This is a genomic window from Bacillus sp. IT-79MI2 (genome assembly GCF_949768135.1).
Lineage (GTDB): Bacteria > Bacillota > Bacilli > Bacillales > Bacillaceae_G > Bacillus_A > Bacillus_A pseudomycoides.
Genome location: NZ_CATKPV010000084.1, coordinates 20,165 through 34,377 on the forward strand (window position 1 = coordinate 20,165; position 14,213 = coordinate 34,377).

Below are 14,213 nucleotides of genomic sequence, written 5' to 3' on the forward strand. Positions count from 1 at the left end.
GTATATAATGAAACAGCAGATCAAAAAAGTTCTTATTATCGGCGGTGGAATAGGTGGACTATCTGCTGCAATTGCTTTAAGAAAAAATGGTCTATCTGTTACAGTATGTGAGTCTTCAGGTAGTAATTTACTTAAAGGTGCAGGCATTCTGCAACCTCAAAATTCATTTAAGGTTCTCCAAGAATTAGGTATATATGAAGAATGCTTAAATAAAGGATTTCAACTCACTTCCCTAAAAATTTTTGATGAACATGGCATGGTAATAAGTGAAATTAATGAAACATTTATGGATGAAAACCTACCAGGTAGAAATGCAATTTGGCGTTCCGAATTAAGCGGAATATTAGTTTCAAAAGCTCAGTCTTTAGGGGTAAATATAGAATGGAATAAAACTTTAAAGTCTTATACCGAACATGAATATGGGGTTAATGTAACTTTTGAAGACAAAAGCACTCTCATTTGCGATATTCTTATAGGGTTTGATGGCATTCGTTCTAAAGTCAGAGATATAATGCTGGGGCGAAAAATTCATCCTCAATTTTTAGGTATGGGAGCATGGAGATTCCCTATAGAATTTCCTAAGAGTAAATCTTTTAATGAGACGCTCATGCTTCATAATGGAAGCACTAAAATTGGTATTGTACCTTTGTCTGAAAGTGCAGGTTATGCTTTTATCATAAAGCCGGTAAAGATAGATTACTGGGATGATAAAATGACACGTTATGAAAGAGTGATGAACATTGTAGATCAATTTAGAGGAGCATCAATTTTAATTAAAGAGGGGCTTTCTAAAGATTCTCCCATTATCTTTAATCTAGTTGAAGAAGTTGTATTGGAAGAGAACTGGTACAGCAACCGTGTAGTCATTGGTGGAGATGCTGCTCATGCCAGTGCACCAAATTTAGCCCAAGGAGCTGCAATGGCAATAGAAGATGCTATGGTATTAGCAGAAGAAATTAATAATCATGATTCCTTTTATATAGCATTTCAATCCTATTTTAAGAGAAGGTATGGTAGAGCTCAAAAAATTCGAAAGCTATCTTCAGAACTTGTAAGAAAAGAATTACTTAGGGAAGAAGGTAGTGAAAAAATTATAAAAGCGTGTCATTCTTTTCTTAATACAGCCTACTAATCTAAGATATTAAATTAGCAAATCAAACTTTATATTGTAAAAAAGCCAATTTTTTAAACGTACAGAGAATTGGCTTTTTCGATTCTGTTGCAAAGTTTTTGAAACAAAGTTACACTCTAGAAAAAATGAACTGGAGCATGACAAATGAAATACTTTAAAGGAAAACAATTCAAAAAAGATATTATTTTGGTAGCCGTTGGCTACTATTGTCGTTTTTCTTTAAGTTATCGTGATGTATCTGAACTCTTGAGAGAACTTGGGGTTTCGGTTCATCCTACAATCATTATGCGCTGGGTTCATGAATATGGAAACCTGATCTATCAAATCTGAAAGAAGAAAAACAAAAACATAAAATTATCTTGGAAAATGGATGAAACCTATATAAAAGTTAAAGGTAAGTGGTGTTATCTATATCGCGCGATTGATAAAGAAGGCCATACACTTGATATTCAACTTCGCCAAAAGCGAGATACTCAAGCGGCATATGCTTTCATGAAAAGATTGGTTCAAACCTTCGGAGAACCAACGGTTCTGACGACAGATAAGGCTCCTTCTTTACTTTGTGCATTAAAAAAGTTAAAAGAGAAAGATCTTTATAAAAACACTGTGCATTATACAGCTAAACATTTAAATAATTTTATCGAACGAGACCATAGACACGTGAAACGTTGTTTTGCTAGATCCTCAGGATTTTAAAATCTTCGCCATGCTTCACGCACGATAAAAGGAATCGAAACCATTCATGCTATACATAAACGAAAACGCAGTTTGTAACCAAACTGCGTTTTTTCAACGTACAAAGAATTACAAAAATTATTAACAATTGCATAAAATAAACAACCGTTTGTTGGGATAATCTGTTGAAAAACTTTGCAACAAAACCAAATTATGGTTAAATTCTAATTTAATTTAAAAAACTTCTTATTTCGATGTTATAATAAGAATGAAAATTCTAATTACTTGTTTTGAACAAATAATTAAATAAGCATTTATGATTAAAGGAGAGTAGCATGTTATATAAACAAAAAAACTTTAAAAACAAATTTGAACACTTTTTACTCATATTTATTATTTTTCAACCTATTTTGGATTTACTTACATCTTTTTGTATTATGTCATTACAAATGAATGCTACTATTGGCATTTTTGTCCGTTTATTTATTATGTTGTTAAGTATTGTATATTTGTTGATAACAACAATTAAAATAGGGAATTGGAAGTATCTTATTTATTTAGTTGGATTAATATCAGTATGTATGATAGGAATTATAAATAACATAGTAATAAAAAAGCCTATGTTATTAAGTGAAGAAGTAAAATTTATAGCAAAGTCTATATATTATATAATTATGTTTTTTAGTTATCTTTTGGCTTTAAATTCTATCAAAAGAAAAGAAAATATATATGTAAGGATAAGGGATTATATTGTATATGCAATATTGATTGTTAATATTACTATACTTATTTCTATTATCACTCATACTGATTATAATAGTTATGAATATAGTAAAATAGGATCAAAAGGATGGTTTTTTGCTGGAAATGAATTGAGTTCTATTTTAGGTGTTACATTTCCGATTGTCGTTTTATATTCTATCGAAAAAACAACATCTATTAGGAAATTATATTATTGGATTCCAACATTATTATCTATTTTTTCATCTTTCTCTATGGGAACAAAAGTTGCTTATATGGCGGTTATAGTTACTATGGTAATTACACTTGTAATAAGTTTTATTCATGTGTTTTTTTACCAAAAACAGTTGAAAGAACAGCGGAAATATCTATTATTGAACATATTTGTTGTTATTTGTATAAGTATAGGAATTGTTTCTACAATACCAAAAACGCCATTTGTTAAAAATTTGGCAATTCATCAAAAAGAAGTACAAACGGAACAATTCAAAGAAAAGCAAAAGCAATATCGATTAGAAGAGAAAAAAGAAGTTCCAGTTAGTAGTTCGCCTAAAGAACAAGTAAGTGCTTCGGATAGTAATTCAGGTAGTGATTCAGCAGTAGAAGAAAAGAAAAATCAAGTAGAAAATATTATATTTAGTAGCCGTGAATTATTTATCCAGCATTATAAAAAATCCTTTGAAGAAGTTCCGATATCCCAAAAACTGTTTGGAATGGGGTATGGGGGAATCCTGAATTATCAAGGAGCTCCTAAGTTGATTGAACGAGACTTTCATGATTGGTTTTATACATTTGGATTGTTTGGTTTTATATTCATTTTACTACCTCTTATTTATTACAGTTTTAAAATTTTATTATTATTAATTAAAGATATAAAAACTTTATTTGCATTCAAACATGTGTTGTTAGGAACAGGAATATTATTAGGTTTTGGTATTGCATTTATTTCTGGTCATGTATTAACAGCACCCGCTGTAAGCATCTATTTTAATGTTATTTTGGCAACTCTAATAGTGAGTTTGAGTAGTAAATCGATTCAAAAATAAGGTAATAAAGCAAAGTTTAACTAAAATCCTGTATTTTAATACGGGATTTTTTGTCTATTTTAATTAATACATAGTTTATTTAAGATGATTAAGTTTTTTGAATTAAAGAATAAATATTGGAGTTAGTATAGTCATATGGACACAACTTATTTAAGTCCTTACAATGAATTTCAAGGTAAGAGTCAAATATTCCCCACCTACTATTTGTAAATAACCCATGAGATAATCTCCTTACATACTACATGTGGAGGCTTTTTTATGAAAAGACACCTATTAAAGAAAGAATGGGAAACTTATATTCAAGACTATAAAAACAGTGGATTATCAAAAGTTTTCTGGTGTCAAAAACAGAACCTACCAGTTCATCGGCTATATTATTGGTTGAAAAAATTATCACCTGAAACGGAAGATCAAAATAAAAATGAGCGTGTGAATTGGAGTTCTATGAATGGCCCTGTCGTAGAAGAAAACATACATGTCACCATTCGAATTCACATTCAAGAAGCAACCATTGAATTAGATGTACCTTTATAAGAAACAAAACAAAACAAAATATATTGTGTGAAAAGAGATGTAATTTATGAAGAAGAGTTTCTATGATTGGTACATTGAAAATAACAAAGAACATTTATTAGCCGAGTGGGATCATGAACAGAATGAAGACTTGGAGATAAAAGAAATTGGATATGGTAGTAACAAAAATGCATGGTGGATTGGTAGATGTAATCATCAATGGATATCTACTATTAAGAATAGAGTTAGGGGAACTGGTTGTCCTATATGTTATGAAGCTAATGGTAGAAAAATAGTCCATAGACGAAGTTTAAATAAAGGAATTAATGATTTGCTCTATTTCGAGTAATCTTCTTCGAATCAAAATTGTCACTCTCCATCTATGAGTATTTTTTATTATCTAGTCTACTACTTTATTTTAATAAATACTCTTTTACGAAATGAAAATTATTTCTCAGTCTAAATCTTTATTTTATTAAATTAAACAAACAAAAATAGAGGAATTTAATTAAACCAACGATGTCCAGTCTAATACATTTTTCTACTTGAACAACTGTTCAAGTATTTAAAGAAGAAACATATAAAAAAGTTTTTCCGTGTTCTCTAAGTACATATGAGGGAACATCCGATTGCTGCATGAATGTTTTACCATGCTCAGCTTGCAATGTGCTAGAAGGAGTGTTACCTATTAGTCCTGTTATAATTAAAGTTAATCCAAATGTAATTCCAAAAAATTTAATTGTTTTTTTCATTACTTTAAAGCCTCCTTATCGCGTAGTTTTTGTTCGGCTTCGTGTGACTTGTAAAAATAATGTCCAGCCTGACCAGGTTGATTTGAAGCATAAAATTTTAATGCTAATTGTTTTGAGTAGTCATGTACGAACCCTAATAAACCTTCTTGCTCGAAGTATTGAATTCCTTCTTTAATAATGGATTCAAATATATTGGTTGGCTCAGCTGAATTTAATGCGCGCAGAATAGAAAAATGATGTTTATATTCAATTGCATTTACATGATTACAGATTTTTAGACCTTTATTAATAAATTTATTTGTTTCATCTGTATGCCCCAATTTGAAATGTTCTCGTGCTAAAAGGAACGTAGATTTATAATCAGTTTCGGGATCTTCAATGGAAGCAGATAAGTTTCTAATCGCTGCTTCAGATAGATTCTGTTCTGCATATAAGAATCCTAAATTATGTCTAATTTTTAAAGCTAGCATTGTATTTTTCTGCTTATTAACAATGTCTAAAGCATATATAAAGTATTCCTCAGCTGCTTCAAATTGACTTAATGAAGTACATGTAAGCCCTAAAATATTAGTGCAGCCAGCAATATTAATTTCATAACCGTTTAAATTCTCATAATATCCTTTTGCTTTTGTTGCATAATTGATAGCTATAAGTGGTTGACGAACTTGATAATAGAATGCCGCTGCTTTATAGTAAAATTCGGCTTTTTCGGCTTCATCGGGTATTTTTTCTAATAATTCTCGAGCAGTACTAAAGTAATTATTAGCGTCTTTAAATTTACCAATTTCAGTAGCGTGAATTGCCTTAAAGAAATAATAGTAGTACTTTAAAAAATCGTCAGTTGGTTTTTCAAAGCTATTTATTTTTTCTAGCAACGCTTTTGATTCACTATAATCATTTATAAATAATTTATATCTAAACTCTAGTAAAGAGTAGTATAGAAGAATATTTTGGTTCTCCTCAATTCTATCAATTTTTTCTTTTACTTTGTTTCTAATTTCTAATGCAAGGTCCGTGTTTTGACTGCGAATTGCATCATACCAATTATTTAATAAAGAAGTAATCTGCTCTAGTGTAACCGTTGTAATCTCCATGGAATAACCCCTCCTATTATGTATTTATATAATTGTACAAAAATTTATAATATTTAGTCATTGGGTAAATTTATTTCTCAACAAATACCTATTTATTTTTTTGGATAAGTATTCATTATGGGAAGAACTATGTTTATTGAATTAAACTTAGATCAATTTTTTTGAACAAAAAGAAAAACTAGATAAAATACTAAGGATACTTAGCACTATAGGACTATCTGTATATATTTAAAGTATAAGGTCAAATTAAGTAAATATTTGGGTGAAGAATGCTTGTCAAATTACTATTATTTAATGATGTCTGGGTAATAATAAGTAAGTTACCGTTGCTTATTAAAAAAGCAAGGCCCGATTGGCCCCGCTTGTTATTTGACTATTACTTTTCCATCCATTCCTTTCTGGAAATGGTACCGACATATCAGTTCATATGTACCGGGCTTTTTAGGTTTCACGGTTATGGTTTTTTCTTTTCCCGGCTGGACTTCGGCGTCAATTCTGAGCTTTTCCACTGTGAAGGTGTGCTCTTTATTACCTTGGTTTTTCAATATCAACGTTGTCGTTCTTCCAATCGGAATAGTGATGACGTTCGGATTAAAGTAATCATCGTTCAACTCGACCTCAATCACTTTCACTGACTCAATAGGCTGTGTTACGACGCCGGATTCGGCAAATACACTGAGTGAGCCTGGAGTTGTTACAACCACAATCATCGCAAGCAAAACGACCAATCCAGTTAACCACTTTTTCACAGACATTCGCAATCCTTCCTTTCCTAAGCATTATTGTTTTCCAATTCATAAAATATTATCACTATAAATGGGGGTCTAACTATTCAGGTTAAAAAATGTTTTAGACTGAACATCATTAATCTAATGGGATTCCTCAATTCTTATATTTCTAATTCAATAAAATAAAGAATCAGACTGGTAAATAAGTTTCATTTTCGGAAAAGAGTTTTTATTAAAATATAGTATTAGACTAAATATTGGTTATGTAATTTTCACATGAGAAATAGGAACAATTCTGAGAAAACATACTTAATAAAACAAGAATGTATATATTCTGGCATAAAGTTTTTAAAAGAGAACAGGTCTAATCCTTAATGAATATGAAGTTAATCTCTGTGTTTACCGCGTATAATAAGACATTATGGCAACCTCACATGTATACGCTATATAGGATTTCATTGCTTAATATAGAACATTAAAGGAGTATTGATATATTTAAAAAAGGGGGAAAATACATGAAACTCACAAATGATGTTAAAGCCATTGTCTTAGATCTCGATGGAACTTTATTAAATTCACAAAAAGAAGTGTCCGAAAGAAGTAAAAGGGCCATTTTGACAGCTCACGAAAGAGGTCTTGCTATTATTTTTGCAACAGCAAGACCTCCAAGGTCTGTTAATGACTTTTTATGTAGAGAGCTTCAAGAAATAGCATCTGTTGTTTATTATAACGGTGCTTTATCCGTAGATAATCAGTTAGGCAGAAAACATTACCCAATTGAACAGATGTTGACGGAAGAAATTCTAAACTATATACATACAAATCAGCCAGATGCTTATATTTCTATAGAGTCTGAAGACATTTGGTACAGCAGCCAAACTTTAGACTATAAACAGGTCATGAAAGTCACAACAAACCCTACAGTGGTAACCATTGATGAACTAAGGAAGATACAAGCTTCCAAAATACTAATTTCTCAATGCTATGACTATAAAAGTTTACAGGAACTCTTTGAAGGTAAAGTTAACATCATACGCACTGACTCGGGAAGCTTGATTCAAATTATGGATAAAGATGTGTCGAAAGAGCGTGCTGTGATTGATATCTGTACAGCTAAGAGAATACCTATGGATTATGTTATGTCTTTTGGGGACGACTGGAATGATTTTAACTTATTTAGGGAATCTGGATTACCAGTAGCAATGGGTAATGCTATTCCTGAGCTAAAAGAGATTGCATTTTTTGTTACTGGAAACAATGATGAAGAAGGTGTGGCACAGGTATTAGAACAAATAATCTTTGGTACCAATCCAATTAAAAATTAACATGAATAGAAAGTCCCTTCAGTTCTTCATCTAAAGGGACTTTTAAAGGTCTTTGGTTTTATATTAATAAAGGGTGCTTTCATGTCCAAAAAACACTTTTTCGGTCTATAACTATTTTTTAATAGTCTAAAACATTTTTTTAATGAAACACTAACGTGCTTCAATTGCACCTACAGCTTGCCTAATCATTCTACCGTCCCCCCTAAAACTTTATTATGAATGTTATTTGGATTTTCAGCCCATTCCAACATTAATTCTCTTTGTTTAAGGGCTAAATCTTCAAACGGTTCACTAATATGCTCAATATTGTTAAAGCATTTTTCAAAAACACGAGTATTATTTATCTTGAGGTACCCACCAAATCCCTTGTCATCATTTAAAATCCATACTACTCTTGTAAAATGAGAAAAAAGTATAGCTCCAGTACACATCGGGCATGGTTCAAGTGTTGTATATAATGTAATAGGTAATCTGTTTTCTTTAGCATGTATGAGTTTCTTTCCTGCTGCTCTTATAGCATCGATTTCAGCATGAGCGGAGGCATCATCCTGAGTGTGTACCCTGTTTCGCCCCTTACCTAATATTTCATTGTTTCGCCCAACAATAATAGCACCTACTGGATATGTGTTCTCTTTCATTGCTTTTTTCGCTTCTTCTAAAGCCATTTCTAAAAACAAACGATCCATTTTTCTCACCAAAACAAATTCCCCCTTTTAAATCTAATTTTATCAAAAGAGAGTTATAAAAACATGATGAACAACACCTGGAATTAACAAATAACACTTATAAGCCATTTCTAATCAAACTTTATCTCAAACCTACATCTGAAGGGTCTTTCCATTCACATAATCAATGTTATCGGCAGTTATAGTAGATCATTTTTTAGTACAATTGAATTAATCAAGGTCTGTGTTAGGAGGAATGTATCCGAGGTGACGATCCATTGATACGATTTGTCCTTTATGATGAAATTCATGTGTCTCGGTATGGGTTAAAAGCCATAGTGGAGTTGTACTCCATGGTTCTTTTTGCCATTTCACTTCATTTGCTATATTTTCGAACCAACGAGCATTGAATTCATCTAAAAAACGTTGTACAATCTCATCTACTAACTCAAATCTGGCGCGAACTTTCTCGACATTTGAATGCTCAATTTCATAATCAGTAGCAAACGAAAAATCTGCTCGCCTTTGGTTAAATGCGAATGATCCAAGCCAGTATCGATAACAATCGGCTACATGAATATGGGTCTTTATAATGCTACCGCTTCCGAAATTTGGAACGGTGCTGTGCAACTTTTGCAGTGGGATTTTTTCTGAAAACGTAAATAGAATTTCCCTGGTAGAGCGAATAAAGCTGTATTGTTGCTTTAAAACATCTAACATTCAATATCACTCCTCTTTTATTTACCATAATCCCCGTTAGCAGAAGCTAAATTATATATCTTTGTTTTCCTTCTCTAATAAACGTTTTACATCATTTCTAAAGAATTTAAGTTCATTTTTTGTTTTAATCAACTCATACAGCATAAAAAGTAATACCAACACTAAATACCAACACTATTAAGATTTTCACCATAGCAATCCCATCTTCCTTTTTTAACTAAGCGAAGATATATGCTAAAATCCCAATTGTACATATAACACTACCTACAACGAAAAAGAAAAACTGTATAAGCTTGGCCAAAAATAGCCGGGGGTGTAGATTATGTAACAGCTACACTCAAAGGCGTTGAATTTGCTAAAGACGGTACATTGATAAGGAAGCAAGTTGGTCCAGGGAAGGTTACCGAGTGGGTTATGGATTTGAGTCAATATCTAGGACATAAAAAAATTAAATTTAAGCAACTTCTTTAGTCGAATTTTCTATTGCTTTGGGAGTTTTATAACCAATGCTACTGCGGTTATATCATTCTTTGATGCATTGAAATAGTGCTAGATTTGTTTGTTTAAACGTGACATATTGTGTGCGGTATACTTCTTCTTTCTTTAGAAAAGCATGAAGAAACTCAACACAAGTGTCTAATACGGACACTCCCTCCTTGAAATTTATTGTAAGAACTTCACTAAGTTGTGTTCAAAGTGGATAACCTACGTTTCTATGATTCTCCATCTTGGCAGGATAATGTTGTTGCTGGTACTTTAGATGCAGGATTATGATTTGCAATCGATGGGAAGGTTATGGTGAATGGATTTTATCAGTACAAAGAGCATAGTAGCCAGGGCAAAACATACTATGTAACAGCAAACGAAGCCTATGGACATGTGAAGTAAGAGTTACAAAAGAGCATCCACTTAAAGGATGCTCTTTTGTATAATATATTTATAGAAGAAATATAAAAAAGTGCTAACAAGTTTGCAAATGAACTTGCTAACACTTATACAAAATAAATATAAAATATCGCTGATATGTTACTGGATATATAGTCATTATAAAAATAGACAATACAAACTAACTTTGCTTAGAATACTCATCGTAGTACAATTTATATTATATGGATTAACGCCGCGGAGGTAATAAAATGCGACAATTTGCAAAACCAACAGTTGTTGTAAGTAAATGCCTAGAATTTGATGCTTGTCGTTATAATGGGGAAAGGATTTCTGATATTACAATTCGAAATTTACAACCGTTTGTTATATTTATTCCGGTATGTCCTGAAGTAGAAATCGGATTAGGAATTCCACGTGAGACAATTCGGATTATCGAAGATAGTGGCATTCACAAGCTTGTACAGCCTTCGACAAGAGAAGATGTTACAGAGAGGATGCAACGGTTTTCTGATCAATTTTTAAGTACTTTACTGGATGTTGATGGTTTTATTTTAAAAAATCGTTCTCCAAGTTGCGGAACTAGAGATGTGAAAATTTATACAGGATATGACAAATCACCAGTAAAAGAGAAGGGTGCTGGTTTGTTTTGTGGCGCTGTATTAAAAAAATTTTCGCATATTGCAGTAGAAGAAGAAGGTAGATTGTCGAATTTTATTATTCGTGAACATTTCTTTACGAGACTGTTTACAATCGCTCACTTTAAAAGAATTAAACATAATAAAAATTTGAAAGAGCTAGTATCTTTTCAATCAGATCACAAATACTTATTTATGGCATATAATCAGGTGAAACAAAAAGAATTAGGCCGTATTATTGCAAATCATGCAAAGGATAATATTGAAAATCTCTTTGAGAATTACGAAAAAACCTTGTATGAATTATTGAAGCGAACACCTCGCTATACATCGAATATAAACGTATGTCAGCATATTTTTGGATACTTTAAAGATAAGCTAAACAAGCAAGAAAAAGAGTATTTTTTAACGCTACTTCAAAAATATGCAGATAAGAAAATACCTCTTAGCAATTTACTTGTAGTTTTAAAGTCGTGGGTCTTACGTTTTGAAGACCACTATTTATTTCGGCAAACCTATTTTGAACCATATCCTGAAGCATTAGTAGAAATCTCAGATTCCGGAAAAGGAAGAGATTATTAAAGAAAAAACCACATAATTCGACACTGTTATTCCTATGTTGTTGTAGAACAATGTAGGAATTTTTTTGTGCATGAGTACAGAATCTGTTTTAAAATTAAGTTATGACAGAATTATAACAATTATCTAACTACTAATCTTGTCTTTAAGAAGCAATGTTTGTAGTACAGACTCGCACGCTGTCGAAACTCAATATTCGATAAGGGGTGTGTAGCGGAATGGAATTTACTCTAACTCGCGAAAAACAAATGATTAAAGAAATGGTACGTGACTTTGCTGAAAAGGAAATTGCACCAAAAGCTGTGTATTATGACAAAACAGCTGAATTTCCATACGAAACGTTTCAAAAAATGGGCGAACTAGGATTATTAGGAATCCCATTCCCAGAAGAGTATGGAGGTTCTGGCGGCGACACTCTATCGTACGCGCTAGCTGTTGAAGAAATTGGCCGTGCTTGTGGCGGTACAGGCTTAAGTTATGCTGCAACAATTTCATTAGGTGCTTCACCAATTTATTACTTTGGTACAGAAGAACAAAAGCAAAAGTATTTAGTTCCAATGGCATCAGGAAAAACACTAGGTGCTTTTGGTTTAACAGAGCCGAACGCTGGATCAGATGCAGGTGGCACACAAACAAAAGCATTTTTAGATGGTGATGAATATGTGATTAGCGGTGAGAAGTGTTGGATTACGAATGCAGAGTATGCAAATACAACCATTGTAACCGCTATCAATGGTGTCGAAGAAAATGGAAAAAAACGTATTTCTGCATTTATTGTGCCGACAACAAGTGAGGGATTAACGATTTCAAGTCCATACGATAAGATGGGTGTTCGTGCCTCTAATACTTGCGAAATCGTACTTGATGGTGTTCGTGTACCGAAAGAGAATATTCTTGGTGATGTAAATAAAGGATTTAAACAATTCTTATATACACTTGATGGAGGGCGTATTTCAATTGCAGCATTAGCTGTAGGAATTGCACAGTCTGCTTTTGAGCGTGCACTTCAATATGCAAAAGAGCGTCAGCAATTTGGAAAAACGATTTCTAATTTCCAAGCGATTCAATTTAAACTGGCTGATATGGCTACTGAAGTGGAATTGGCGCGTAATTTAGTACATAAAGCAGCTTGGTTAAAAGATCATGATAAACCTTTCGGTAAAGAAGCAGCTATGGCAAAGTTATTTGCATCTGAAGCAGCAAGTCGTATTGCGAATCAAGCAGTGCAAATTCACGGTGGATATGGTTATATGCGTGAATATGAAGTAGAGCGTCACATTCGTGATGCAAAACTTTTAGAAATTGGTGAAGGAACTTCTGAAATTCAACGTCTCGTAATTGCAAGACATTTAGGGTGTAGATAAAAGGAGGATTCACTATGTTTCAAAAGATATTAATTGCTAATCGTGGCGAAATTGCAGTTCGAATTATAAAAACATGTCAAAAACTTGGAATTCGTACAGTTGCTATTTACTCAGAAGCAGATGAAAATGCACTTCATGTAAAACTAGCAAATGAGGCTTATTTGGTTGGTGGCCCACGTGTCCAAGAGAGCTATTTAAATCTCGAAAAGATTATAGAAATTGCTAAGAAAACAAATACTGAAGCGATTCATCCAGGATATGGATTGTTATCAGAAAATCCTTCCTTCGCGGTTCGCTGTAAAGAAGAAGGGATTGTATTTATTGGTCCTTCTGAGGAAATCATTGCTAAGATGGGAAGTAAAATCGAGTCACGTCTGGCAATGCAAGAAGCAAATGTTCCAGTTGTACCAGGAATCACAACGAATATTGAGACTGCTGAAGAAGCGATTGAAATTGCAAAACAAATTGGTTATCCATTAATGTTGAAGGCATCCGCGGGCGGCGGGGGCATTGGAATGCAGTTGATGGAAACTGAGCAAACGCTCACCAAAGCATTCGAGAGCAATAAAACGCGTGCACAAAACTTTTTTGGTAATGGTGAGATGTACTTAGAGCGATACATTGCAGATGCGCATCATATTGAAATTCAACTTTTAGCTGATACACATGGCAATACAGTTTATTTATGGGAACGTGAATGCTCTGTACAACGCCGGAATCAAAAAGTAATTGAAGAAGCACCGTCTCCATTTTTAGATGAAGAAACACGTAAAGCGATGGGGGAAGTTGCTGTACAAGCAGCAAAAGCTCTTGGCTATACAAATGCCGGTACGGTTGAATTTCTTGTGGATGATAAGAAAAACTTCTATTTCTTAGAGATGAATACAAGATTACAAGTGGAGCATCCTGTTACTGAAGAAATTACTGGTCTAGATCTTGTTGAACAACAATTACTCATTGCGTCTGGTGAAAAGCTTTCCTTTACGCAGGAGGATATAAATCGTAGTGGTCATGCCATTGAAGCACGTATTTATGCAGAAGATCCAAAAACATTTTTCCCATCTCCTGGGGAAATTATAGGACTAACTCTACCAACCGCAGTACGTATCGATCACTTTTTGGAGAATAAGGTGACAATTACACCGTTTTACGATCCGATGATTGCAAAAGTAATTGCGCATGGTGAAACGCGCGAAGAAGCTATTGAGAAATTACAGGATGCTCTTCAAAATCTGAAAGTAGAAGGTATTAAAACAAATACACCAATGCTTCTGCAAGTATTAGAAGATGAAGTGTTCCAAAGTGGTATTTATACAACAGGCTTTGTAACAAAACAACTTGTAAAAAAATAAGGTT

Annotated in this window: 13 protein-coding genes and 3 pseudogenes; 10 read left to right on the top strand and 6 right to left on the bottom strand. The window is 32.9% G+C overall.

All coding sequences use genetic code 11. The annotated features are described in order from the left end of the window. Positions 1–7 precede the first annotated feature (7 nt). The 5 genes and pseudogenes from ACM6HU_RS21140 to ACM6HU_RS21160 all read left to right on the top strand — a co-directional run bounded on the left by ACM6HU_RS21140 (position 8) and on the right by ACM6HU_RS21160 (position 4,456). Entirely contained in the window at positions 8–1,132 is a 1,125-nt protein-coding gene (locus tag ACM6HU_RS21140) for an FAD-dependent monooxygenase (protein ID WP_016114902.1), read from the top strand. 144 nt (positions 1,133–1,276) lie between these two features. Then, positions 1,277–1,906, top strand: a pseudogene (locus ACM6HU_RS21145) (IS6 family transposase). 236 nt (positions 1,907–2,142) lie between these two features. Beyond that, entirely contained in the window at positions 2,143–3,594 is a 1,452-nt protein-coding gene (locus tag ACM6HU_RS21150; RefSeq protein WP_016114905.1) for an O-antigen ligase family protein, read from the top strand. Between the two features lie 258 nt (positions 3,595–3,852). Further along, positions 3,853–4,128 carry an IS66 family insertion sequence element accessory protein TnpA gene (gene tnpA, locus ACM6HU_RS21155; RefSeq protein ID WP_016114906.1) on the top strand — a complete coding sequence of 92 codons (276 nt, stop codon included), beginning with the start codon at positions 3,853–3,855 and terminating at the stop codon, positions 4,126–4,128. 46 nt (positions 4,129–4,174) lie between these two features. Beyond that, a complete protein-coding gene (locus ACM6HU_RS21160; RefSeq protein ID WP_016114907.1) occupies positions 4,175–4,456 on the top strand; it encodes a zinc-ribbon domain-containing protein in 282 nt (93 codons plus the stop codon). 208 nt (positions 4,457–4,664) lie between these two features. Here ACM6HU_RS21160 and ACM6HU_RS21165 read toward each other — a convergent pair whose 3' ends face one another. From ACM6HU_RS21165 to ACM6HU_RS21175, 3 genes are all read right to left on the bottom strand, one after another. Next, the gene (locus ACM6HU_RS21165; protein WP_016114908.1) at positions 4,665–4,859 is read right to left on the bottom strand and encodes a hypothetical protein; all 195 of its coding nucleotides are present in this window, start codon (positions 4,857–4,859) and stop codon (positions 4,665–4,667) included. Continuing rightward, positions 4,859–5,953 (bottom strand): RapH N-terminal domain-containing protein, encoded by a 1,095-nt coding sequence (locus tag ACM6HU_RS21170; RefSeq protein ID WP_016114909.1) that lies wholly within the window; start codon positions 5,951–5,953, stop codon positions 4,859–4,861. Before ACM6HU_RS21170 ends, ACM6HU_RS21165 begins: the two co-directional genes overlap by 1 nt. A gap of 365 nt (positions 5,954–6,318) precedes the next feature. Further along, the gene (locus ACM6HU_RS21175; RefSeq protein ID WP_016114910.1) at positions 6,319–6,708 is read right to left on the bottom strand and encodes a cupredoxin domain-containing protein; all 390 of its coding nucleotides are present in this window, start codon (positions 6,706–6,708) and stop codon (positions 6,319–6,321) included. 488 nt (positions 6,709–7,196) lie between these two features. Between ACM6HU_RS21175 and ACM6HU_RS21180 the strand changes: the two genes are divergently transcribed. Continuing rightward, positions 7,197–8,006 carry an HAD family hydrolase gene (locus ACM6HU_RS21180; protein ID WP_016114911.1) on the top strand — a complete coding sequence of 270 codons (810 nt, stop codon included), beginning with the start codon at positions 7,197–7,199 and terminating at the stop codon, positions 8,004–8,006. A 185-nt stretch (positions 8,007–8,191) separates the two neighbouring features. Here ACM6HU_RS21180 and ACM6HU_RS21185 read toward each other — a convergent pair whose 3' ends face one another. The 3 genes and pseudogenes from ACM6HU_RS21185 to ACM6HU_RS21195 all read right to left on the bottom strand — a co-directional run. After that, positions 8,192–8,704, bottom strand: a complete 513-nt coding sequence (locus tag ACM6HU_RS21185) for a nucleoside deaminase (RefSeq protein WP_414848425.1) — start codon at positions 8,702–8,704, stop codon at positions 8,192–8,194. Between the two features lie 198 nt (positions 8,705–8,902). Next, positions 8,903–9,391 carry a DinB family protein gene (locus tag ACM6HU_RS21190; RefSeq protein ID WP_016114913.1) on the bottom strand — a complete coding sequence of 163 codons (489 nt, stop codon included), beginning with the start codon at positions 9,389–9,391 and terminating at the stop codon, positions 8,903–8,905. Positions 9,392–9,845: 454 nt separating this feature from the next. Further along, positions 9,846–10,051: pseudogene (locus ACM6HU_RS21195) on the bottom strand (IS3 family transposase); the annotation flags it as partial. 24 nt (positions 10,052–10,075) lie between these two features. Here ACM6HU_RS21195 and ACM6HU_RS21200 point away from each other — a divergent pair. From ACM6HU_RS21200 to ACM6HU_RS21215, 4 genes and pseudogenes are all read left to right on the top strand, one after another. Next, positions 10,076–10,279, top strand: a pseudogene (locus tag ACM6HU_RS21200) (N-acetylmuramoyl-L-alanine amidase); the annotation flags it as partial. A gap of 248 nt (positions 10,280–10,527) precedes the next feature. After that, a complete protein-coding gene (locus tag ACM6HU_RS21205) occupies positions 10,528–11,496 on the top strand; it encodes a YbgA family protein (RefSeq protein WP_414848426.1) in 969 nt (322 codons plus the stop codon). A gap of 215 nt (positions 11,497–11,711) precedes the next feature. Further along, positions 11,712–12,857: an acyl-CoA dehydrogenase gene (locus tag ACM6HU_RS21210; protein ID WP_016114915.1), complete on the top strand. Its 1,146-nt coding sequence runs from the start codon at positions 11,712–11,714 to the stop codon at positions 12,855–12,857. A gap of 14 nt (positions 12,858–12,871) precedes the next feature. Next, positions 12,872–14,209 (top strand): acetyl-CoA carboxylase biotin carboxylase subunit, encoded by a 1,338-nt coding sequence (locus ACM6HU_RS21215; RefSeq protein WP_016114916.1) that lies wholly within the window; start codon positions 12,872–12,874, stop codon positions 14,207–14,209. Positions 14,210–14,213 lie beyond the last annotated feature (4 nt).

Bases quoted from the DNA above. Each gene is read 5' to 3' on its own strand.
- tnpA (WP_016114906.1), top strand. From the start codon at position 3,853: ATGAAAAGACACCTATTAAAGAAAGAATGGGAAACTTATATTCAAGAC.
- ACM6HU_RS21190 (WP_016114913.1), bottom strand. From the start codon at position 9,391: ATGTTAGATGTTTTAAAGCAACAATACAGCTTTATTCGCTCTACCAGG.
- ACM6HU_RS21210 (WP_016114915.1), top strand. From the start codon at position 11,712: ATGGAATTTACTCTAACTCGCGAAAAACAAATGATTAAAGAAATGGTA.
- ACM6HU_RS21205 (WP_414848426.1), top strand. From the start codon at position 10,528: ATGCGACAATTTGCAAAACCAACAGTTGTTGTAAGTAAATGCCTAGAA.
- ACM6HU_RS21170 (WP_016114909.1), bottom strand. From the start codon at position 5,953: ATGGAGATTACAACGGTTACACTAGAGCAGATTACTTCTTTATTAAAT.
- ACM6HU_RS21175 (WP_016114910.1), bottom strand. From the start codon at position 6,708: ATGTCTGTGAAAAAGTGGTTAACTGGATTGGTCGTTTTGCTTGCGATG.
- ACM6HU_RS21150 (WP_016114905.1), top strand. From the start codon at position 2,143: ATGTTATATAAACAAAAAAACTTTAAAAACAAATTTGAACACTTTTTA.
- ACM6HU_RS21160 (WP_016114907.1), top strand. From the start codon at position 4,175: ATGAAGAAGAGTTTCTATGATTGGTACATTGAAAATAACAAAGAACAT.
- ACM6HU_RS21165 (WP_016114908.1), bottom strand. From the start codon at position 4,859: ATGAAAAAAACAATTAAATTTTTTGGAATTACATTTGGATTAACTTTA.
- ACM6HU_RS21140 (WP_016114902.1), top strand. From the start codon at position 8: ATGAAACAGCAGATCAAAAAAGTTCTTATTATCGGCGGTGGAATAGGT.
- ACM6HU_RS21215 (WP_016114916.1), top strand. From the start codon at position 12,872: ATGTTTCAAAAGATATTAATTGCTAATCGTGGCGAAATTGCAGTTCGA.
- ACM6HU_RS21180 (WP_016114911.1), top strand. From the start codon at position 7,197: ATGAAACTCACAAATGATGTTAAAGCCATTGTCTTAGATCTCGATGGA.